Annotated in this window: 16 protein-coding genes, 2 tRNA genes and 2 rRNA genes; 7 read left to right on the top strand and 13 right to left on the bottom strand. The window is 47.1% G+C overall.

The features are described from left to right. Positions 1-60: 60 nt before the first annotated feature. From H7R39_RS06025 to H7R39_RS06000, 6 genes are all read right to left on the bottom strand, one after another. Positions 61-2,966: ribosomal RNA gene (locus H7R39_RS06025) — 23S ribosomal RNA — on the bottom strand. A 481-nt stretch (positions 2,967-3,447) separates the two neighbouring features. Continuing rightward, positions 3,448-3,523 (bottom strand) — tRNA-Ala (locus H7R39_RS06020). Positions 3,524-3,535: 12 nt separating this feature from the next. Further along, a tRNA-Ile gene (locus H7R39_RS06015) sits at positions 3,536-3,612 on the bottom strand. A 119-nt stretch (positions 3,613-3,731) separates the two neighbouring features. Next, a 16S ribosomal RNA gene (locus H7R39_RS06010) occupies positions 3,732-5,242 on the bottom strand. Together the 16S and 23S rRNA genes with 2 tRNA genes alongside form the textbook arrangement of a ribosomal RNA operon. A 518-nt stretch (positions 5,243-5,760) precedes the next feature. Beyond that, positions 5,761-7,143: a DUF945 family protein gene (locus H7R39_RS06005; protein ID WP_185898374.1), complete on the bottom strand. Its 1,383-nt coding sequence runs from the start codon at positions 7,141-7,143 to the stop codon at positions 5,761-5,763. A gap of 22 nt (positions 7,144-7,165) precedes the next feature. Beyond that, entirely contained in the window at positions 7,166-7,543 is a 378-nt protein-coding gene (locus tag H7R39_RS06000) for a RidA family protein (RefSeq protein WP_185898373.1), read from the bottom strand. 94 nt (positions 7,544-7,637) lie between these two features. Between H7R39_RS06000 and H7R39_RS05995 the strand changes: the two genes are divergently transcribed. The 3 genes from H7R39_RS05995 (at position 7,638) to H7R39_RS05985 (ending at position 10,151) form a co-directional block, all read left to right on the top strand. Further along, positions 7,638-8,111, top strand: coding sequence for a cysteine permease (locus tag H7R39_RS05995; protein ID WP_185898372.1), 474 nt, complete (start codon positions 7,638-7,640; stop codon positions 8,109-8,111). A gap of 224 nt (positions 8,112-8,335) precedes the next feature. After that, positions 8,336-9,388 carry a TRAP transporter substrate-binding protein gene (locus H7R39_RS05990; RefSeq protein ID WP_185898371.1) on the top strand — a complete coding sequence of 351 codons (1,053 nt, stop codon included), beginning with the start codon at positions 8,336-8,338 and terminating at the stop codon, positions 9,386-9,388. A 247-nt stretch (positions 9,389-9,635) separates the two neighbouring features. Beyond that, the gene (locus tag H7R39_RS05985; RefSeq protein ID WP_185898370.1) at positions 9,636-10,151 is read left to right on the top strand and encodes a hypothetical protein; all 516 of its coding nucleotides are present in this window, start codon (positions 9,636-9,638) and stop codon (positions 10,149-10,151) included. 124 nt (positions 10,152-10,275) lie between these two features. Here the strand turns inward: H7R39_RS05985 and H7R39_RS05980 are convergent, their stop codons facing one another. The 5 genes from H7R39_RS05980 to H7R39_RS05960 form a co-directional block, all read right to left on the bottom strand. Then, positions 10,276-10,836 carry a Fe-S-containing hydro-lyase gene (locus H7R39_RS05980; protein ID WP_122862386.1) on the bottom strand — a complete coding sequence of 187 codons (561 nt, stop codon included), beginning with the start codon at positions 10,834-10,836 and terminating at the stop codon, positions 10,276-10,278. Between the two features lie 9 nt (positions 10,837-10,845). After that, positions 10,846-11,691, bottom strand: a complete 846-nt coding sequence (locus tag H7R39_RS05975) for a fumarate hydratase (RefSeq protein ID WP_185898369.1) — start codon at positions 11,689-11,691, stop codon at positions 10,846-10,848. A 406-nt stretch (positions 11,692-12,097) separates the two neighbouring features. Continuing rightward, positions 12,098-13,429 (bottom strand): hemolysin family protein, encoded by a 1,332-nt coding sequence (locus tag H7R39_RS05970; RefSeq protein WP_185898368.1) that lies wholly within the window; start codon positions 13,427-13,429, stop codon positions 12,098-12,100. A 368-nt stretch (positions 13,430-13,797) separates the two neighbouring features. After that, the gene (locus H7R39_RS05965) at positions 13,798-14,010 is read right to left on the bottom strand and encodes a hypothetical protein (protein WP_185898367.1); all 213 of its coding nucleotides are present in this window, start codon (positions 14,008-14,010) and stop codon (positions 13,798-13,800) included. A 184-nt stretch (positions 14,011-14,194) separates the two neighbouring features. Continuing rightward, the gene (locus H7R39_RS05960; protein ID WP_185898366.1) at positions 14,195-14,650 is read right to left on the bottom strand and encodes a DUF411 domain-containing protein; all 456 of its coding nucleotides are present in this window, start codon (positions 14,648-14,650) and stop codon (positions 14,195-14,197) included. 125 nt (positions 14,651-14,775) lie between these two features. Here H7R39_RS05960 and H7R39_RS05955 point away from each other — a divergent pair, with 125 nt between their 5' ends. Both H7R39_RS05955 and H7R39_RS05950 read left to right on the top strand, forming a co-directional pair. Next, positions 14,776-15,849 carry a putative transporter gene (locus H7R39_RS05955; protein ID WP_185898365.1) on the top strand — a complete coding sequence of 358 codons (1,074 nt, stop codon included), beginning with the start codon at positions 14,776-14,778 and terminating at the stop codon, positions 15,847-15,849. A 397-nt stretch (positions 15,850-16,246) separates the two neighbouring features. Beyond that, the gene (locus H7R39_RS05950) at positions 16,247-17,056 is read left to right on the top strand and encodes a M48 family metallopeptidase (protein ID WP_185898364.1); all 810 of its coding nucleotides are present in this window, start codon (positions 16,247-16,249) and stop codon (positions 17,054-17,056) included. Positions 17,057-17,408: 352 nt separating this feature from the next. Here H7R39_RS05950 and murI read toward each other — a convergent pair whose 3' ends face one another. Beyond that, complete coding sequence (murI, locus tag H7R39_RS05945; RefSeq protein ID WP_185898363.1) at positions 17,409-18,389, bottom strand: glutamate racemase; 981 nt, start codon at positions 18,387-18,389, stop codon at positions 17,409-17,411. A 211-nt stretch (positions 18,390-18,600) separates the two neighbouring features. Here murI and H7R39_RS05940 point away from each other — a divergent pair, with 211 nt between their 5' ends. Next, positions 18,601-19,215, top strand: coding sequence for a GNAT family N-acetyltransferase (locus H7R39_RS05940; protein ID WP_185898362.1), 615 nt, complete (start codon positions 18,601-18,603; stop codon positions 19,213-19,215). 354 nt (positions 19,216-19,569) lie between these two features. Continuing rightward, the gene (locus H7R39_RS05935) at positions 19,570-20,610 is read left to right on the top strand and encodes an isoaspartyl peptidase/L-asparaginase family protein (RefSeq protein WP_185898361.1); all 1,041 of its coding nucleotides are present in this window, start codon (positions 19,570-19,572) and stop codon (positions 20,608-20,610) included. 364 nt (positions 20,611-20,974) lie between these two features. Here H7R39_RS05935 and H7R39_RS05930 read toward each other — a convergent pair whose 3' ends face one another. Beyond that, positions 20,975-21,322: a winged helix-turn-helix transcriptional regulator gene (locus tag H7R39_RS05930; RefSeq protein WP_185898360.1), complete on the bottom strand. Its 348-nt coding sequence runs from the start codon at positions 21,320-21,322 to the stop codon at positions 20,975-20,977. Positions 21,323-21,412: the final 90 nt, after the last annotated feature.

Here is a 21,412-nt window from a genome sequence, read left to right as displayed (position 1 = left end):
GATATTTTATTTCGGATTTTCGAAATAAAATTACCCTTAACAAGGAAGTGATGCTTATTAAAAGATAAGCAGACGAGCTATTAGTACTGGTCAGCTAAAGGACTTTCATCCATTACACACCCAGCCTATCAAACTTATAGTCTATAAGAGCTCTTAAAAGAAGATTCATCTTGGAGTTGGCTTCCTGCTTAGATGCTTTCAGCGGTTATCACATCCCGACATAGCTACCCAGCGCTACCCTTGGCAGGATAACTGGTACACCAGTGGTCGGTTCAACCCGGTCCTCTCGTACTAGGGTCAACTCTCCTCAATCTTCTTGCGCCCACGGCAGATAGGGACCGAACTGTCTCACGACGTTCTGAACCCAGCTCGCGTACCGCTTTAAATGGCGAACAGCCATACCCTTGGGACCTGCTCCAGCCCCAGGATGCGATGAGCCGACATCGAGGTGCCAAACCTCCCCGTCGATGTGAGCTCTTGGGGGAGATCAGCCTGTTATCCCCGGGGTACCTTTTATCCTTTGAGCGATGGCCCTTCCACACAGAACCACCGGATCACTAAGACCGACTTTCGTCCCTGCTTGACGTGTATGTCTCGCAGTTAAGCTGGCTTTTGCCTTTATACTCTGCGAACGATTTCCAACCGTTCTGAGCCAACCTTTGTAAGCCTCCGTTACATTTTGGGAGGCGACCGCCCCAGTCAAACTACCCACCAGACATTGTCCTACTTGAGGATAACTCAAGCTAGTTAGCTATCAGAATAAAAAAGAGTGGTATCTCAACAACGGCTCACCATAAACTGGCGTATATGGATCAAAGCCTCCCACCTATCCTGCACATTTTTATCCCAATAGCAGTGTCAAGCTGTAGTAAAGGTCCACGGGGTCTTTCCGTCTTGCCGCGGGTAGGAGGAATTTTCACCTCCACTACAATTTCACTGGATCCCTCTTCGAGACAGCTCCCATCTCGTTACGCCATTCATGCAGGTCGATATTTAATCGACAAGGAATTTCGCTACCTTAGGACCGTTATAGTTACGGCCGCCGTTTACTCGGGCTTCGATCAAACGCTTCGCAGAGCTAACGTCATCAATTAACCTTCGAGCACCGGGCAGGCGTCACACCCTATACATCCTCTTACGAGTTAGCAGAGTGCTGTGTTTTTGGTAAACAGTCGGGAGGGACTCTTTGTTGTAACCTTCAATGCTTACGGAGTAAATCCTTCACAAAGTTAGGCACACCTTATACCGAAGATACGGTGCTATTTTGCAGAGTTCCTTGAAGAGAGTTCTTCCACGCGCCTTAGAATACTCATCCCACCCACCTGTGTCGGTTTACGGTACGGGCAACTATAACTAAACTTAGAAACTTTTCTTGGCTCGACAGTATCAGCAATTCGCTATCCATTCCGAAGAACTTCAAACGCCTGTGGGGTCTCGGCTTAAAAAAATCCGGATTTGCCTGGATCTTAACCTACACCTTTCGACTAGCACTACCATCCGCTAGCTTGCTTAACTCTAAGCGTCCTTCCATCGCACATTATAGTTGGCATTGGAATATTAACCAATTTTCCATCGCATACCCCTTTCGGACTTTGCTTAGGACCCGGCTAACCCTACGATGACGAGCATCGCGTAGGAAACCTTGGGTTTACGGCGTTGGGGATTCTCACCCCAATTATCGCTACTCATGCCTGCATGCTCACTTGCATTCGCTCCAGCGCTCCTTACCGGTACACCTTCGACGCTGAATGCAACGCTCTCCTACCACTTAGTAAAACTAAGTCTAAAGCTTCGGTACTCATTTTAGCCCCGTTATATTTTCCGCGCAGAATCACTAGACCAGTGAGCTATTACGCTTTCTTTAAAGGATGGCTGCTTCTAAGCCAACCTCCTGGTTGTTTAAGTAACTCCACATCGTTTTCCACTTAAATGAGATTTAGGGACCTTAGCTGTTAGTCTGGGTTGTTCCCCTCTCGACGACGGATTTTATCACTCGCCGCCTGACTGCCATGATTACACACTAGGTATTCGGAGTTTGATAGGGTTTGGTACATTGGTGTATGCCCTAGCCCATTCAGTGCTCTACCCCCCAGTGTTACTACATGACGCTATACCTAAATATATTTCGGAGAGAACCAGCTATCACGATGTTTGATTGACCTTTCACCCCTATCCACAAGTCATCCCATGGCTTTTCAACGCCAGCGGGTTGGGTCCTCCACCGGCTCTTACACCGGCTTCAACCTGCTCATGGATAGATCACATCGTTTCGGGTCTGCAGCATCTGACTAAACGCCCTATTAAGACTCGCTTTCGCTACGGCTCCGGGTTTCCTTAACCTCGCCAGACACCACAACTCGCAGGCTCATTATGCAAAAGGCAGTCCATCACACGTCATAAAGAATCGTGCTCTGAATGATTGTAAGTAAATGGTTTCAGGTTCTATTTCACTCTGATCACCTCAGTTCTTTTCACCTTTCCCTCACGGTACTTGTGCGCTATCGGTCTAGTAGTAGTATTTAGGGTTGGATCGTGGTCGACCCGGCTTCAGACAGAATATCACGTGTTCCGCCCTACTCAGGATACTGCTAAGTAAAACAAAGCTTTCATATACGGGAGTATCACCCTCTATGCTTAATCTTTCCAGATTATTCTATTAGCTAAGTTTAGTCTATATCGCAGTCCTACAACCCCGTTAGTAAACTAACGGTTTGCCCTCTTACGCGTTCGCTCGCCGCTACTAGCGTAATCTCTTTTGATTTCTTTTCCTGAGGGTACTAAGATGTTTCAATTCCCCTCGTTCGCTCCATATTAGGTAGTTAAGCTCGCGCTTAACTGGGTTGCCCCATTCAGAAATTCCCGGATCAAAGCCCCTTGACGGCTCCCCGAGACTTATCGCAGCCTGGCACGTCTTTCATCGCCTCTACTAGCCAAGGCATCCACCACTTACTCTTAGTAGCTTACCTTTTATTAGTATATAATATATTCTAATTCGCATCACTTCCTTGTTAAAGGTAACTCATAAATTTAAGATTTCATAACGAAGCCTCAAATTTAGATCTATTACGAAATTTAAATCTCTAGCTTTTAAGACGGAAAGCATTGACTAATATCTAGGTAAGTTTTAAATCCTATGATATCTTGTGACGTCAAACTTCTGCATTAAGCAAATAAGCAAGATCTTTAAATCTTTAACAAGTCCTGTAAAATTGTTTTATTTATTAAAACTTGATTGTGACTTTTAACAATAATAAACTAAATAACGTTTAGACTTCGCAGACTAGTAAAGCTAGTCTTTGCGACCAAGGGCAAAGCCCTTTGGAAACCCCTAAAGCACACCGCTTCTTTCGAAAGCGCCGTAAAAATAAAGAGTCTATTTCGACAAAGTCTAAACTAAATACTTAATAAAAATACTTAGTTTAGACTTTTTTGATGTTAAACTAATTATGGTGGAGAATAGCGGGATCGAACCGCTGACCTCCTGCGTGCAAAGCAGGCGCTCTCCCAGCTGAGCTAATTCCCCAATTAAATTCTCTGGTGGGCCTAACAAGACTTGAACTTGTGACCTCACCCTTATCAGGGGTGCACTCTAACCAGCTGAGCTATAGGCCCCTATAGGTTTGCGTCAATCTTTCAAAACTAAACAAGGTCGATTGAGTAGATTATCTATAACGATAACCTAAATTTTCCTTTGACGAATATCTTGTGAGAGAATATTCGTTGTACTCTAGAAAGGAGGTGATCCAACCGCAGGTTCTCCTACGGTTACCTTGTTACGACTTCACCCCAGTCGCTGATTCCACTGTGGACCATAACCGGTTTGGTATTTGGGCTTCGAGTGAAATCAACTCCCATGGTGTGACGGGCGGTGAGTACAAGACCCGGGAACGTATTCACCGTAGCATGGCTGATCTACGATTACTAGCGATTCCGGCTTCATGGAGTCGAGTTGCAGACTCCAATCCGAACTGGGACGTATTTTATAGATTTGCTCCATCTCGCGATATTGCGTCTCATTGTATACGCCATTGTAGCACGTGTGTCGCCCCGGACATAAGGGCCATGATGACTTGACGTCGTCCACACCTTCCTCCTCCTTGCGAAGGCAGTCTCATTAGAGTGCTCGGCCGAACCGTTAGCAACTAATGACGTGGGTTGCGCTCGTTGCGGGACTTAACCCAACATCTCACGACACGAGCTGACGACAGCCGTGCAGCACCTGTCTTAACATTTCTGCAAGCAGACACTCTTCCATCTCTGGATGATTTGTTAGATATCAAGTCCGGGTAAGGTTCTTCGCGTATCTTCGAATTAAACCACATGCTCCACCGCTTGTGCGGGTCCCCGTCTATTCCTTTGAGTTTTAATCTTGCGACCGTACTCCCCAGGCGGTATACTTAATCCGTTAGGTGCATTACTGCCTCGACTAGCGAAGCAACAACTAGTATACATCGTTTAGGGCGTGGACTACCAGGGTATCTAATCCTGTTTGCTCCCCACGCTTTCACGCATTAGCGTCAGTTAAGTTCCAGCAGATCGCTTTCGCAATGGGTATTCTTCTTGATCTCTACGGATTTTACCCCTACACCAAGAATTCCATCTGCCTCTCCCTTACTCTAGATTATCAGTTTCCCAAGCAGTTTAACGGTTAAGCCGTTAGATTTCACAAGAGACTTGATAATCCGCCTACGCGTCCTTTACGCCCAGTGATTCCGAGTAACGCTTGCACCCTCCGTATTACCGCGGCTGCTGGCACGGAGTTAGCCGGTGCTTATTCCTTGGGTACCGTCATAATTCTTTCCCAAGAAAAGGAGTTTACGCTCCGAAAAGTGTCATCCTCCACGCGGCGTTGCTGCTTCAGGGTTTCCCCCATTGAGCAATATTCCCTACTGCTGCCTCCCGTAGGAGTCTGGACCGTGTCTCAGTTCCAGTGTGACTGATCATCCTCTCAGACCAGTTACGCGTCATAGCCTTGGTAAGCCGTTACCTTACCAACTAGCTGATACGATATAGCCCTATCCATTACCGAAAAACTTTCCCGTACCTACTTATATAGATACGGAGTATAAGGTATTAGCAGTCGTTTCCAACTGTTGTCCCTTAGTAATGGGCAAGTTAGCTATATATTACTCACCCGTGCGCCACTAAGATTAAATAGCAAGCTACTTAATCTCCGTTCGACTTGCATGTATTAGGCACGCCGCCAGCGTTCACTCTGAGCCAGGATCAAACTCTCCATATAAAATTTACCTAAAATAAAATATCTTAGGATTTAATATGAAGTTTTAATCAAAAAACTTTAATTTTATTAATTAGTTTTATCTTTATATCTACTTTCCAGGGAAAGCCTGATAAAAGATTGGCTCAATCGATCACTTGTTTAGATTTCAAAGATTGACTAATTAGTTTAACAGTGTTAATTTAAAAAACATAATTTAAAAGTCAAATTCAAGATTCTCAAAAATTAGAGAATGGTTTATTTAACTCAAAATTAAAACTTACGATATTAAAAGAAAAGGCTTTATTAACGTGAAAGTTAAAGGTGGTTTCTCAATTCGTGAGCTCGAATTATACAGATAGGATGCTTAAAAAATACTGAAGAATAAGAGGGTCGAGAATAAAATTTAGAGATTTTTTGTTGGGCGTTTTGTTAAATTTAATCTATCAGAAATTTACTTTAATATATAGGCAAAAATAAAATTCATTTAGCGGACAAAGTGGTAAATTTTGCGCTATCGTCCGCTAAAAATAATGCAAATTTTAGTTCGCCATTAGGCTCATTATAAATTCTTTGAGCGAAATTTTATCGTTTACGAGCAGGTCGTCGCTACCGACGTCGTGTTTAAATTTCGCGCTCATATACTCGCCGTCTTTGGCAAAAAGCGAATTTACGCGCTCCTCAAAAGGCTTGATGCCATCCATCATCTGGTTAAAGTCGCTATCGGCCATTAGCCCCTTATACGCGCTTAAAAACTCCGTTATAGACGCGACTTGCACCTTTATCTCGCCGTCAAATTTGATCGCTTTTAGCGCCGTTTGGATATCTACGTCGTCATGTAGCGTTTTGCTTTCCGCGCCGAGCCCTGACGCATCGGCAACGGCATTAAATTTTAGCTCTTTGCCGTTTGGGTTTTTAAAGCTAAAATTTTTAATCTCCATCACGTAGTTTTTGCTCATCAAAATTTTATAAAGAGCCGACTCTTTCGGGTCGGTGACGTACATCGCCATCGCTTCTTTGTTTACATTTTTCTCGTTTAGACTCAAATTTAGCTGCGTGAGCACATTTTTGCCGTCTACGTCAAGCGCGCCTAGGCTCGCGTCGGTAAGCGTATCGAGGAGATTTGCGTCCGCGTTTTGCTTTTTCTGCGCCAAAAACGACATACCCGTGATGCCGACCGATTTTGGAAAATCATAGCCCCTAGTGCTGTTAAAGCTTATTTTATCGGCCTTTAGCCCGATTTTAGCTATATTTTCGTAAGGGTTTTGTATTTTTATAAACGGGATAAGATCGTCATAGCTCTTAAAGTCGTTAAGCTCGATGAGCGCGGAGGCGTTTTCTATATCGACCTTATTCGTGCCGTCCGTATCGCCGCCGCCGATTTTACCGACGCCGATTTCTAGGGATTTTATCTTATTTTCTTTGATTTGTGCCTTTGCGAACGGCTTTGAGATTACAAAGCTAGAGTCATCTTCATTTGTTTTGATATCGGCCAAATTTAACGTCACGTCGCGAGTTTTATCAAATTTTATCAGCGCGTCGACGCTTAAAAACTCGTCCGTACCGAAAATTTTCTTTAGATAGAGCGCGGCTTCCGGCGTTAGCGCTTTGACGTCGCTATGAGCCCTAAAGCCGCTAAATAGCTCCGCAAATCCGTGTTTTAGCGTCGTTTTGGCTTCAAATTTGACCGGATCGTTGCCATCGGTGAGCTCGAGTTTTAGCACCGCGCGCGAGCTAAACAACCCTTTGTCGTAGTCGTTTTCTACCGCATTTGCTTTTATATTGAAAAATCCAAGCTTCAAAGTCTCGCTAGTTAGCCTCGCCACGCCCCTGTCGTAGGACTCTTTAGCTTTAGACGAGCCGTAAAACGCGACTCCGAAAACCGCGATCAAAACGACTGCGAGCGCGAATATAATCTTTTTCATTTTTTTTCCTTGATTTTAAATTTTACTTCGTTGCGGCGACGAGCTCGATCTCGACTAGGCCGCCTTTTGGCAGCGTTTTAACGGCGATCGTACTTCTGGCAGGATACGGCTCGCTAAAAAATTTAGCGTAAATTTCATTTACGGCCGCAAAGTCCTCGATGTCGGCTAGAAAAATCGTCGTTTTTACCGCGTTTTCAAAGCTAAGCCCCGCCTGCGCCAAAATCGCCTTTAAATTTAGCATCGACTGCTCCGCCTGAGCTCTCACATCCTCGCCCGCAAATTTGCCGTCAGGCGTAACGCCCAGCTGCCCTGAAATAAACAAAAATCCATTTGCCTCGATCGCCTGCGAATACGGTCCGATCGCTTGTGGGGCGTCTTTTGTAGAGATAACCTTTTTCATTTTCGTCCTTTGTAAAATTTGGGCGAATATTACCTAATTTACGGCTAAAAAAGCAAATTTCGCTATAATTTCCCGCAAGAAAGGCACGAAAAATATGAAAATAACCCTTGCGCCAAACGAGTTTTTGGATGATTACGTTCTGGGATGCGAATTTGCGCGAAACGCTGAAATTTCGGGCAATGCGTATCTGTTTTGGAGCGGCGCGATCTGCGCTAAATTTGAAAACTCGCGCATCGTTTTTCTGCATAAAAAATGCATTCCCGCGCGATTTCGCGAGGCCGCTGCGCGCTGCAGCGATCTGGCTGGACTCGTACTAACATCGGCATTTTGCTCGTTTACGACGCTAGCACCCTCGCACCTCGTCGCCAAAAACGGTTCCAAACTCTATCCGCTTTTTGATCTATGCGAAATTTGCGGGATAAAATTTATAAATTTAAAGAAATTTTACGACGACTTTGGACTTGACTACGACTACAGAATTTACATCGAAAAGTGCTCGTTTTTCTCGCCTGCACCGCTTGAAAAGCGCATAAAGCTAACCGAGACGATGTGTCTTGGGTATTATTAGTCTAGCCGCAAGACCCGCCCAAATTTAACTCTCAAAACGCTATAGCAAATTTGGATCGCAAATTTAATCGCCACAGCATAAAATTTAATTTTCGTAACATTTTAGAAATTTATTTACGTTTTTACTCATTTGTCATAAATTTTTATAGCTTAAATTTTAAAATTAATCAAAAAGTATAATACAAAACTCTATAATCGGTAAATTTAAAACCGAAAGGAGAAAAAATGAAACTATTTTCAGCTCTGACTCTATGCGCGGTGATGGCATTTAGCGCGCAGGCTGCGGAAAAATACAAGATCAAGCTCGCATCCACCTACGAGAGCAACGTGCCAGTACTAGGCGACGCTCCAAAGAAATTTAAAGAGCTCGTGGAAAAGATGAGCGACGGCCGTATCGAGGTGCGCGTCGACTATCCGTCCAAGCACAAGGCGGCGTTCGCGCTGCTTGATATGGTCAAAAGCGCCCAGTACGATGCGGCTTTCACCGCAAGCTACTTTTATAAGGGCAAGGACGCCAAGCTCATGCTCTTTACGACCGTGCCTTTTGGCATGAATAAGGCCGAGCAAGACGCCTGGTACGCATACGGCGGAGGCAAAGAGCTCGCGCAAAAGGTCTTTAACGAGTACGGCATCGTGACCTTTCACGGCGGAAATTTCGGCATGCAGATGGGCGGCTGGTTTAAAAAAGAGATCAAGAGTACGGACGATCTAAAGGGACTAAAACTGCGCATGACCGGGCTTGGCGGCGAGATAATGGCAAAGCTAGGCGTAAACATCAACACGATCCCGATCGGCGAGCTATACATGGCGATGGAGATGAACACGATCGACGCCGTCGAGTGGGTCTGCCCTGCGATCGATATAAATTTCGGCTTTCAAAAGGTGGCTAAATTTTACTACACCGGCTGGCAGGAGCCCGCTAGCGAAAATGAATTCTACATCAACAAAAAGCTCTGGGACAAGCTACCCGCCGACCTTCAAGCTATAGTAGAAACCGCGACTAAGGCCGTAGCAGCCGATGTATACGAGTCTGCCGTCTATCAAAACTCTCTAGTCCTTGATAAAATCAAAAGCGAGCATCCGGACGTAAAAATAGCCTCATTTCCGCCAGAGATCATCGCCGCACTGCGCAAAGCTACGGACGAGATCCTAGACGAGCTCTCGGCAAAAGACGCGACGTTTAAGGAGATTTTGGACTCGCAAAAAGCCTTTATGAAAAAGGCTAGAGTCTGGACGCAGATCTCCGAAAACAGCTACATAAACAGCACTACGGAGTGATCGCTGCTAAATTTAACGAGCCGTCCGAGTAAATTTGACGGCTCGGCTAACGTAAATTTGGTGTTAAATTTAGCCCGATTTTAGCTTGACATCAAATTTGAACTCTAAATTTTATCAACGCTGGTTTGCTTAAATTTAACTGACAACTGCGCCAAGACAGACGCCGTTACTTTTATATCTTAAACTTCTCAAATTTTAACCCAAATAGTGCTAAAATCACTCAAACACCTAAATTTAAAGGAAAGCCATGAAAAACGTGTCTAAAATTTGCCTTTTGGCGGTGATTTTTTGCGGACTCGGCGGCGCAAATCTAAGCGCTCAAACGACTAAAGCCTCGCTAATGGAAAAAACGGTAAACGAATTTTACCAAACAAACTACGGCAACGGCGAAGTGCAACCTATCACATCGGAGTGGCTGACTCCCGAGCTTGACGGGCTCATTTACGATCAGTTCGGCTCTGCGCTCGGACGTCTAAGCGGCGTAGAACACGTATCGTCGGATCTAGATGCCGATCCTTTTATAGATGCGCAGGATATTGACGAACTCAAAAACTTTAGCGCAAAAGCGGTCTCAGAGAACGAAGTGCGAGTAAAATTTGAGCTATTCGGCGAAAAACGGGATATAACTTTGCGCCTAATTTGCGACAAAGATTGCCTAATCGACGACGTAAAGCTTAGCGACGGAGGTTCGCTAAAGGCTAAAATTAAGAAATCTCTAAAAGCGGCGTATCCGAGCAATTACGACAAAATTTTTAAAGACTAAGCATAAAATTTGAGAGTTTAACGCGCCGTTTGGTTTCAAATTTGCCCGCTTTCGCAAATAGCGCGCAAACTAAAAGCGGCGCGTAGATCAGGGCGCGAGCTAGCGATAACCCGCGCCGATAAATTTATATTTTTTTATACGGAGCTTGTCCGACTTCGTAGAAATTGTTGCCCTCGCTATCTATCGCTACGATAGCGGGGAAATCCTCGACCGTAAGTCTTGCGACCGCCTCTGGGCCGAGCTCTGGATAGGCTAGCACTTCGTACTTTTTGATGCTTTGGCTAATCAGCGCGCCCGCACCCCCGATAGCGACCATATAAACGCAGCCTGATTTTTTCATCGCTTCGACGACGGCGTCGCTACGATATCCTTTGCCGATCATGCCGTTGATGCCTACTTCGTTTATCATCGTCGGAGTGTATTTGTCCATGCGTCCGCTAGTAGTCGGTCCCGCAGCGCCTATGACGTCGCCCGGTTTTGCGGGGCTCGGTCCTAGGTAGTAGATCGTCTCGCCGGCTAAATTTACGGGCAAGGCCTCGCCGCGAGCCAAAGTCTCGGTTAGCGCCTTGTGCGCGGCGTCGCGGGCTGCGATGATGGTGCCGCTTATTAGTACGTTATCGCCTGCTTTTAGGCTTTTTACGACCTCTTTGTCAAACGGCGCGGTTATCTTTTTTACTTCTGACATCTTTTCTCCTTAAATTTCAGCTTCGGCGTGGCGAGCGGCATGGCAGTTGATGTTGATAGCGACCGGTAGGCCCGCGATGTGGGTCGGATACCACTCGATGTTTACTTTTACCGCGGTCGTGTCGCCGCCTAGACCTTGCGGTCCGACGCCTGTTTTGCAGGCGAGCTCTAGTAGCTCCTCTTCTAGTTTGGCGTACCTCGGGTCTGGGTTTTTGCTGTCTGCGTCGCGAGCGGCGGCGTATTTTGCCATTAGCGCGGCCTTATCCATCGTGCCGCCTATGCCTACGCCGATCACCATCGGTGGACAGGCGTTTGGACCCGCTAGCTTAACGGCGTCTAGAAATACCTTTTTCACGCCCTCTAGGCCGTCTGCAGGCACTAGCATCTTTAGAGCCGATTTGTTCTCGCTACCAAAGCCTTTTGGAGCCACTTTTATATGAATTTTATCGCCTCTTACTATCCTTACGTTTATGACGGCGGGGGTGTTGTTCGTTGTATTTTTACGCTCAAAGATCGGATCGTTTACGACTGATTTGCGCAGGTAGCCGCCCACGTAACCGTCTTTTACGCCCTCGTTTATCGCGTCTTCTAAAAATCCGCCCTCGATATGCACGTCCTGTCCGAGATCGACGAACACGACCGCCATGCCCGTGTCTTGGCAGATCGGCGCGATACGCTTCTCGGCTAGATCGGCATTTTGGAGTACCTTGCCTAGGATGTCCTTGCCTATCGGCGAGCTCTCGTTTTCTCTAGCTTTTTCAAAAGCCGCTCTCATATCGGGCGTTACGACGTAACAGGCCTGCTTGCAAAGCTCGCTGACGGTTTTGGAGATTAATTCCGCTTGAACTACTCTCATCTGTCCTCCTGTGTTAAATTTGTTTTATAAATTTCAAAATATAAAATTTAATTTTTATCTCTTATTAAATTTCGCGAAGTTTATCAAAATAAGCTAAAAAGTTAGATTAAATTTGCTGATTTTGAGAGAGTCTGAGAGAAAAATCGGCTGAAATTTAGAAAGACGAATTTAAATTTATGCTTCGCGCAAAATTAACGGCAATCCCGCAAGACTCGGCCAAACGGCGATAAATTTAGAGCAAATGCCGCAAACTCAAATTTGACGAAACGGCTTAAATTTGTGCTGGTTTCAAGCGTGGCTGCGTTTTCAAATTTTAGACCGGCTTAAATTTAAGAAGCCGTTTTCACGCATCAAATTTGCGACCAAATTTACACCCTCGCCTGCCAAAAGCAAGGCGCAAATTTACTCAGTCTTCGTCCTCTTTTTCTTCGACTTTTCTGCGCACCTTGACGCTTGAGATACTAGCGCCGTCCATCTTGCGCACCTCGTAGTAGCAGTTTTCATCCTCGATCTTGTCGCCCACGAGCGGCAAGCGACCGATGAGATTAAAGACATACCCGCCGATCGTTAGCTCCTCGGTCTCATCAGCGAAGCTTATCCCCATCAGCTCTTCGACGCTCTCTAAATCAAAGCGCCCCTGAAACTCGTAGATATTTTCGTTGATTTTTTTGTAATGCGGGTCGGCGTCGTCGTGCTCGTCGTTAAAGTCGCCTAGGATCTCTTCCATGATGTCTTCCATCGTAAGCAGGCCCGCCGTGCCGCCGTATTCGTCCACAACGAGAGCGGCGGAGATTTGCTGCTTGTTCATCATCACGAGGATTTTAGATATCGAGAGGTTTTCAGGCACGATGACGAATTTTCGCACGATGCTGTCAAATTCGCGCTTTTTGTTGCCCAGATCGATTTGCAAGATATCTCTGATATGGATCATGCCTAGTATCGCGTCCTTGCTGCCGTCGATGTATGGATAGCGCGTGTATTTGGAGTCAAAGATCACTTTGATATTTTCTTCGTAGCTTTTTTGTTTGTTTATGCAGACCATATCGCGGCGCGGAGTCATAATCTCTTTAGCGACCGTGTCGGAGAAATCGACCGCATTTTTGATGATCTCGGTCTCAAAGCTATCTAAAACGCCGCCTTTTAGGCTCTCGCCCACGATGATTTTTATCTCCTCTTCCGAGTGGGCTAGCTCGCTATCTTTGGCGGGTTTGATGCCTAAAATTTTAAGTGAAACGCCGGCTAAGAAATCAAAAGTCTTGATAAGCGGCGAGAAAACCACCCAAAATACGTGCAGCGGACGCGCGATGGCAAGGACCGCTTTTTCTGATTTTGCGATGGCGACGGACTTTGGTACTAGCTCGCCTAGCACCACGTGCATGAGCGTGATCAGCGTAAACGCGATCGCAAACGCAACGGTGTGGACTAAAATATCGTTTAGATTAAAGTATGTTTTTAGCGGCTCCTCGATCAGCCTAGCGACCGCAGGCTCGCCGATCCAACCAAGAGCTAGCGAGCTTAGCGTGATGCCTAGCTGCGTGGCGGAGAGGTAGGTATCGAGGTTGTTTGACATATCAAGCGCGATTTTTGCGTTTGGCACTTTGTCCTTAGCAAGCTCCTCTAGGCGGCTCTTACGGACTTTGACGATGGAAAATTCTGATAAGACGAAAAAAGCGTTTAGAAATACGAAGAAAAACGCGAGAGCGATCATAAAAAGCGAGTCGGCGCTACTGGGGTGCAATTAAAATCCTTAAAAAATTAAAATGAAATGCGGCGATTATAGCAGAAAATCGGGAATTTTAAACTGAAAGCGCATTTTTGCCGCCTCTAGCGCGAGCAAGAGCCGCAGAGGCTATTTTGCCGCGTTTTAGCGCTTTTGGCGGCGTGCGCGCCTTGCTTGCGGCTTAAATTTGAGCGCAAATTTGACCTCCGCGCTAAACTTGTAATACAAATATTGCTTATATTGTGCGCCGTTTGGCTCAAATTTGCGAAATTTATTTAAATTTGAGTCCAAATTTGACGCGCCTAGACCCGCACCGCAAAAATGCTAGCGGTTAAATTCATAAAATTTGACCCAAGTTTGCGCCGTCAAATTTAACGCGCAAAATCCTAAAACTGCGGTTTGCCGCCGTTTGCCTTCGCGCCGTTTACGAAGTCGATCGCTATCTTTTGGCAGGCTTTTTTGTCCTTTTTCTCAAGGCACAGCATCTCAAGCTCCTCGCGGCTCATGCCTTTGTAATCAGCCACCGTTTTGGTCGTCCCGCCCATATAAAGCCACGTGAGAAAGCCCAAAATAAACAGGATAAAAATTAGTCTCGCCACGCCCGCTCCTTTGCAAATTTATCTTAATGATACAGCGGCGGCGGTTAAATTTAGCTTGATTTTGCGCCAAATTTGACGCGGTGCGGCGCTCAAATTTAAAAAATAGTCTCGCGGTAAAAATCGCCGCGAAAGCCGGTAAAACGATGGCCGCGGCGTTGGAAAATTTTACGCCGAACTCGCTAAATTATTTTACCTTCTTGCCGTTTTTATAGCTTGCGAAAATTTCGCTCGTACCGTCCTTTTTAAACGCGATTACATCATAGTCCTCGACGATGCCGCCCTGCTCCATGCCGGGGCTTCCCAGCGGCATGCCGGGTACCGAGATACCAACGACGTCAGCCGGTTTGGCGGCTAAAAGCGCCTTTATCTCTTCGGCCGGCACGTGCCCCTCGATAGCGTAACCTCCGACTATACCGGTGTGACAGCTAGATAGCTCCGGCGGAACGCCGTATTTGTTTTTCGTTTCGATTATCGCGTTTGTTTTGTGCTCTACGATCTCAAAGCCGCTTTTTTTCATTATCTCGCCCCACTTTCCGCAACAACCGCAGTCCGGGCTTTTATAAACTTCGATCGTCTCGCCGCCCAGGGCCGCCGACGCAAGCGCCGTAAATAGCGCAAATCCCAAAATAGTCTTTTTCATTTTCATCCTTTGTAAAAAAATCGCCGGATTTTTAACGTAATACGCATAACAGTAATCTAACGCACATAAATTTAGCCTGGTTTTGCTATACTTTGCGACTAAATCTCAATTTTAAAGGCAAATAGATGTTTTCGTCGTTTTTCGCGAGCAAAAAATGGGTGCAGTGGGCGCACCTGGGTGTGATATTGATACTAGCTCTTACCTACGCGCAGGTGCAGCTAACGGTAGCGATAAACGAGTGGTACAAGGGCTTTTACGATATATTGCAAGACGTCAAAAACCACACGGTAGGGGACTTTTGGACGGCGATCGAGATTTTTGCCGCGCTAGCGTTTCCTTTCGTGCTACTAGGTACGGCTATATCGTATTTTACGCGGGTTTGGACGCTTCGGTGGCGAGAGGCGATGACCTTTAGCTACATCGACTATTGGAAAAAGACGCCAAAAGATATCGAAGGTAGCTCGCAACGTATCCAAGAGGACATCTACCGTTTTGCTAAGATCGTCGAGGATCTGGGCACTACGGTGGTGGATGCGGTTATGACGCTAGTGGCCTTCGTGCCCATCCTTTGGGTGCTTAGCGCAAAGGTAAAAGTGCCGTTTATGGAGAACGTAGCCGGCTCGCTCGTGTGGATCGCGGTGGCTACTAGTGCGGGCGGCCTCATCGTCTCGTGGTTTGTGGGCATAAAGCTACCCGGTCTTGAGTACAACAACCAAAAAGTCGAAGCCGCATTTAGAAAAGAGCTCGTCTATGCCGAGGACGACAAGCAAAACTACGGCGATACGCGCAAGCTAGAAGAGCTTTTTCAAAAGATAAGATTTAACTTCGGCAGGCTCTTTTTGCACTATGGATATTTCGACGTTTGGAAATACAGCTTTAGCCAAGCCATGATCATCGTTCCGCTCATAGCCCTAGGCCCTAGCGTACTAACGGGCGCGATAACCCTGGGCGTGATGATGCAAGTCGTAAATGCCTTTTCTCAGGTGCGCGCTAGCTTGTCGATATTTATAGGAAACTGGACGACCATCACCGAGCTACGCTCCATACACAAGCGTTTGAAAGAATTTGAAACCAACATCGGCTACAAAGGCACGAAAAACGAGAACAACGAAGGACTCGGACTTGATATATTTGCCTATTGGGCGATCACGATCGTAGCCTTTGCGATATATTTAAAGCTAATGGAATTTAGCATATAAAAACCGTCATGCTTCGTCGGCAGCTCAAATTTAGAGTTTCGGATGCAAATTTGACGGCTTGCTCGGCTGTAAATTCGGCAAATTTGACGAACTCGCGGTTTTTTAAATTTGACGGCTTGCAAGCAGCGGTTAAATTTGAGCTTGCATAGCTACGTCCGAGCCGTCTAAAGCGGGTTCAGGCGCGCAAATTTGCCGAATTTGACCCGCACAAATTTAACGCAGGTCCGTTAAAACCGCCAAAAACAAAGTCCAAATTTATACCGTCAAATTTCCAAAACTCAAATTTACCCGCCGTTTCTTTACAAATTTGCCGCCGTTAAGCCAAATTTAAACGCCTATTTACGAATTTATAGCTGTTTTAGCGGTATAATCGCCAAAATCTCGCAAAGGATGAAAAATGACGATAAGAAAAATTATTTTACTCGCTGCATTTACCGCGACGATGCTGACGGGCTGCTTCACTAGCTCGACTAGCGGTGGCGCGCTAGGCGAAAACAGACGCCAAATGTTTCTAGTCGGAGAACAGGAGATGAACGAGGCCGCAGCCAAAGCCTACGTGCAAACGCTAAGCGGCGCGCGTAAAAAGGGGGCGCTAAACATCGATCCCGTGATGACCAAAAGAGTGCAAGACGTCGCCAAACGCCTGATCGCGCAGGTCGGGGCGTTTAGGGAGGATGCGCTCAAGTGGAAATGGGAAGTAAACGTGATCGACGAAAATACGATAAACGCGTGGTGTATGCCCGGCGGCCGCATCGTCGTTTATAGCGGCATCATCAAAAATCTCTCGCTCACAAACGGCGAGCTAGCCGCAGTCATGGGACACGAGATCGCGCACGCGCTGCGTGAACATAGCCGCGAGCAGGCCAGCACGGATATGCTCAAAAACGTCGGCATTTTCGCCGTTTCGCAGGCTGCAGGACTGGGCGATCTAGCTACCGGCGCCATGAATATGGCCGCACAATACACCATCTCGTTGCCGTTTTCTCGCTCGCACGAGCGCGAGGCTGACCACATCGGCACGGAGCTGATGGCACGCGCGGGCTACGATCCTAAAGAGGCGGTAAACGTCTGGGTCAAAATGTCGCAAAAAAGCGGCGGCAGCGTGCCTGAGATACTGAGCACCCACCCGTCCAGCCAAAGCCGCATCGCCGATCTGCGAGAGGTCGCGGCCAAGCTCGAATCGGTGTATCTGCAAGCCAAAAAGTAAAATTTAGCTTGCGTAACGGCTCTTTAAACGCTTGCGGCCAGCTGTTTGAGGCGGCCGTGGGGCGTTTAATATATTTTACAAGTCGGATATATGAGCCGTAAAAATCCGCCGAATGCTAAATTTGAACGACTAGATTTTAAATTTGCCGCTCAAATGCAGTTTTTGATTTGCTTTAAAAGCGGTAAATTAAACTGCATTTGGTTTTTATGGATTTTGGGCTAGCTATTTTTGCCGTAAATTTGAGTAGTTCTTGACGCCGAATTTACATCGCCGCCCGCATCAAATTTGCGCGCAAGCCTGCTTTTTTATCGCGCTTTTTACTTACGCAAAGCGACGCGTAGCGGGTACAGCGTTAGTTAATCTCTCGCATCGCATCAAGCCGTTTTAAAAAAACTTCCACCTTGCGTAGCTGCGCCGCATCTAGCGCCCTGCCCGAGTAAAAATACTCCACGCTGTTGCCGTTTGGATAGTAAATTTTGCCGCCGTCCGCGCCATATCCTTCTGCATTATTTTTGCCGACACAGCTTTCGTTGCCCCCTCCTGCGCCCTGCTCGCCACCCGCGCCTCGTCCTTCCGCGCCAAATTTGCCGGCTTGCACCGATAAATTCGTATCAAATTTTACGCCATCCTCGGCGTTAAATTTAGTCGTCCGCGATGGCAAATCCTCGCCGCGCGCAAGCCTTAGCCCTCCACCTAGCTCGCTTGCAAGGCGGTTTAGCGTGCCGTCGATGCCGTCGATGATGCGCACGTACGGCGGCAAAATTTCGCGCAAAACGTCCTTGAAATAGTTAAAATGCGTGCAGCCAAGCACGAGCGAACCGAGGCGCTCAAGCTCAAATTTATCTAGCTCCTCCCGCAGATACGTCCGAACCGCGGGCGAGTCAAACTCCAAATCCTGCGCAAACTCCACGAGGCGAGGCAGCGGCAGGCTCCACGTCTCGCACTCCAGCCGCCCCACGAGGCGCGCTAGCTTCTCGCCGGCGATCGTTAGCGGCGTGGCGATGAGCAGCGTCGGGCGCGCGCCGAAGCTGTCCGCGGCGAGCTTGACGGCGGGCTCCATGCCGATAACTGGCACGCCAAATGCGCCGCGAAGCTCCGAGATAGCCGCGCTCGTGGCGGTGTTGCAAGCTACGACGACCGCGTCCGCGCCGCGCGAGACCAGAAACCCGACCGCATCGAGGCTCAGCCGCACGATCTCAGCTCTACTTTTTGTGCCGTAGGGGACGTGATCCTCGTCGGCAAAATACAAAAACTCTGCCCCGCTAAACCGCCGCAGAGCCTCGGCTAGCACGCTCAGCCCGCCGATACCCGAGTCAAAAAACGCTATTTTCAAATCTTTATCCAAGGTAAATTTAAAAGAGATTATAACTCAAATTTGCGGCGATTTAGCCTTTGGACGCAAATTTTGCCTTTTTGCGGCGGCTAGACTCGCACCTTTACGGCGCTAAAATTCGGACCTACTTTTAGTTTAAATTTGACATTTGCGTTGCTACTTTTAATCAAATTTGGCGTAAAATCGGTTAAATCTAACAAAAGGCCTCAAGATGCAAGAAAAACCCGCCGACGCAAAATACGAAATCTCGCGCGCCGTCAAGGCTGATCTAGCCGCTATCACGCGCATTTATAACGCGAGCGTTTTGGAGCAAAACGCCACGGCCACGCTGCATCCGGTCGGCATAGAGGAGCGCGAAGCGTGGTTTGACGCGCACAAGGCGGCAAATCGCCCGATATACGTGCTACGCGAGCTTTGCGAGGGAAATTACGGCGAAGCTGATTGCGAGAGAAAATTTGACTCAGACGGCGAAAATTTCGGCGCGCAAAAGATAGGCGCCGCAAACCAAAAGGGCGAAATCTTAGCCTGGGGCAGCCTTGGCGACTATCATCCGCGCGAGGGCTACCACATCACGGCCGAGATCAGCGTCTACGTCGCACCGGGCGCTCGCGGCAAAGGACTGGGCGGACGGCTAGTAAATTTTATGCTTAAACGCGCGCCGGAATTGGGCGTCAAAAACATCGTCGCGCTGATATTTTCGAGCAATGCCGCAAGCTTAAATTTGTTTGCAAAATTCGGCTTTACGCGCTGGGGCGAACTACCCGAAGTCTGCGATATGGGCGGCAAGCTCGAGAGCCTAGCGATACTGGGCAAAAAACTGGGGTAGATTAAATTTGATCCGTAGATTAGAATACCTGCGCTTTTATCACGCTACATCTCAATCGCGCTACCAATAATTTCAGACAGCGCCGATTTTGACGATTAGCGGGCTTAAATTTGCAACCTAGGATACCGATATAAATCATGCCGACAATGAAGCCAAATTTGGAATAAATTTGCCTGGGCAACGCGAGCGATAAAGCGAGCTGTATACGGTATTTCGCATTTGACGATAAAAATAAATAGCCAAAATTACTTCATAAATTTTATATAGGTTATCAGTTAGGCAAGAAAATCTTTAACTTATTCTTAAGAGATAAAATTATAATATTATTTTAAATTTTATCCCAAAGGAGACCCCATGAAGCACTTTTCACTCTCAAAGGCCGTTTTTATGGCGGCGAGTTTGGCCCTGCTCGGGCTGACGGCTGCGAATGCGCAGGAGAAATTTTCCCCAGTTATCGTCATTCACGGCGGCACCAGCGGGCTTGATCTAACCAAGGAGGAATTTAAAATCCGCGAGGAGCCGATGAACCGGGCGCTTTTAGCAGGTCAGGCCGTGCTTGAGAAGGGCGGCAGCGCGATGGATGCCGTAACGGCGGCCATTATGGTGCTTGAGGACGATCCGAATTTCAACGCGGGAAAGGGTGCGGTATTTACGGCCGACGGATTTAACGAACTCGACGCCTCGATCATGGACGGCTCGACCAAAAAAGCAGGCGCGGTCGCGATGGCGCGGCATATCAAAAACCCTATCCTAGGCGCCAGGCTTGTGATGGATAAGACGTGGCATACGCTAGTCGCCGGCGAGGGAGCCGACAAGCTCGCCAAAGAAAGCGGCCTAGAGATGGTCGATCAGAAGTATTTTTTCACGCAGTTTAGATACGACGCGCTGCAAAAAGCCAAAGAGAAGCAAAAGCTGCTACTTGATAGCGAAAAGGCGAAAAAGACGTCGCTAAATTTACACGAGCGTCCGTATCTAGGCACCGTGGGAGCGATCGCGCTGGATAAAAACGGCAACCTAGCCGCGGCGACCAGCACGGGCGGCATGACAAATAAAATGACCGGCCGCATCGGCGATAGCCCGATAATAGGCTCCGGAACCTACGCCGACAACGACTCTGTGGCGGTTTCTTGCACCGGCACGGGCGACATCTACATGCGAGTAAACGCCGCGCACGAGGTCTCGGCTCTGTATAAATACAAAACCTCCGACGTGCAAAAAGCCGCCGAAGAAGCGGTAAGCCAGGTCAAAGCACTCGGCGGTAGCGGCGGCATCATCTCGATCGACAAGCACGGACACACAGGCTTTGCGTGGACGAAAGACAAGCTCGGCATGTATCACGGCGAAGCAAGGCTCGGAGCTAAGCCGATCGTTTATTGGCCGCTTGGCGAGAAATGATCGAATTTTAGCAGATAGCGCAGAGAGCAGGCAAAGCGCTCGGCGAGAAACGATTAAATTTGCCCCGCCTATTTTGACTCGGACGGGGTCAAATTTAGTTAAATTTTGATTTTATACATAAATACGAAGTCAAATTTGAAAAGCGGTAAGGCTAGGTCTTGTCGCTAAAATTTTGCCCTTTTGCCTACACACAAATTTTAAAATTTGCCGCCCGTTTTAATAAAGCTTCGCTTCGGCGGAGCTAAATTTTAAATTTAACAGCAAATTTTATGGCTCTATTTATAAAATTTAAGCGGGCAAAGGCGTAGTTAATCAAATTTGAGCGCGCTTTAAATTTTGCCGCAAAGCCCATAAACCAACCAATCTACAATTCGCATAAAACTTCGATATCGTTGTTTTTCGCGTATTTTACTCCCCACTCTTTCATCGCTATAAAGATATCGCTAAGCTCTTTTCCGCATTCGCTCAGCGAGTATTCGACCTTGGGCGGGATTTGATTATAGACCGTTCTTATAACAAGACCGCTCTCTTCGAGCTCTTTTAGCTGCGTAGTTAGCATTTTTTGCGTGATATCTTTTATCTCTCGCCCCAGCTCGCCGTATCTTAACGTGCCTTTTTCATTCAGTTTCCAAAGGATCAAACCCTTCCATTTTCCGCCGACTAACTCTAAAGTTAGCTCAAAGCCGCAGTTGTAAGTTGCCTTTTTTGCCATAATTCTTACCTTTTAGTATGTATAATACTTTTTTGTACATACTTGACATAATACACCATACGTGATAATATTCCGCTTAAATTTTAACAA

The sequence above is a fragment of the Campylobacter massiliensis genome (genome assembly GCF_014253065.1).
Classification (GTDB): Bacteria; Campylobacterota; Campylobacteria; order Campylobacterales; family Campylobacteraceae; genus Campylobacter_A; species Campylobacter_A massiliensis.
The sequence above is the reverse complement of the archived record's forward strand: the minus strand, read 5'-3'. Positions and strand labels throughout refer to the sequence as shown.

What these genes read in the sequence shown, in the direction of transcription:
- H7R39_RS05955 (WP_185898365.1), top strand. Translation starts at nt 14,776, where the DNA reads ATGTTTTCGTCGTTTTTCGCGAGCAAAAAATGGGTGCAGTGGGCGCAC.
- H7R39_RS05985 (WP_185898370.1), top strand. Translation starts at nt 9,636, where the DNA reads ATGAAAAACGTGTCTAAAATTTGCCTTTTGGCGGTGATTTTTTGCGGA.
- H7R39_RS05990 (WP_185898371.1), top strand. Translation starts at nt 8,336, where the DNA reads ATGAAACTATTTTCAGCTCTGACTCTATGCGCGGTGATGGCATTTAGC.
- H7R39_RS06000 (WP_185898373.1), bottom strand. Translation starts at nt 7,543, where the DNA reads ATGAAAAAGGTTATCTCTACAAAAGACGCCCCACAAGCGATCGGACCG.
- H7R39_RS05940 (WP_185898362.1), top strand. Translation starts at nt 18,601, where the DNA reads ATGCAAGAAAAACCCGCCGACGCAAAATACGAAATCTCGCGCGCCGTC.
- H7R39_RS05935 (WP_185898361.1), top strand. Translation starts at nt 19,570, where the DNA reads ATGAAGCACTTTTCACTCTCAAAGGCCGTTTTTATGGCGGCGAGTTTG.
- H7R39_RS05950 (WP_185898364.1), top strand. Translation starts at nt 16,247, where the DNA reads ATGACGATAAGAAAAATTATTTTACTCGCTGCATTTACCGCGACGATG.
- H7R39_RS05975 (WP_185898369.1), bottom strand. Translation starts at nt 11,691, where the DNA reads ATGAGAGTAGTTCAAGCGGAATTAATCTCCAAAACCGTCAGCGAGCTT.
- H7R39_RS05980 (WP_122862386.1), bottom strand. Translation starts at nt 10,836, where the DNA reads ATGTCAGAAGTAAAAAAGATAACCGCGCCGTTTGACAAAGAGGTCGTA.
- H7R39_RS05960 (WP_185898366.1), bottom strand. Translation starts at nt 14,650, where the DNA reads ATGAAAAAGACTATTTTGGGATTTGCGCTATTTACGGCGCTTGCGTCG.
- H7R39_RS06005 (WP_185898374.1), bottom strand. Translation starts at nt 7,143, where the DNA reads ATGAAAAAGATTATATTCGCGCTCGCAGTCGTTTTGATCGCGGTTTTC.
- H7R39_RS05995 (WP_185898372.1), top strand. Translation starts at nt 7,638, where the DNA reads ATGAAAATAACCCTTGCGCCAAACGAGTTTTTGGATGATTACGTTCTG.
- H7R39_RS05930 (WP_185898360.1), bottom strand. Translation starts at nt 21,322, where the DNA reads ATGGCAAAAAAGGCAACTTACAACTGCGGCTTTGAGCTAACTTTAGAG.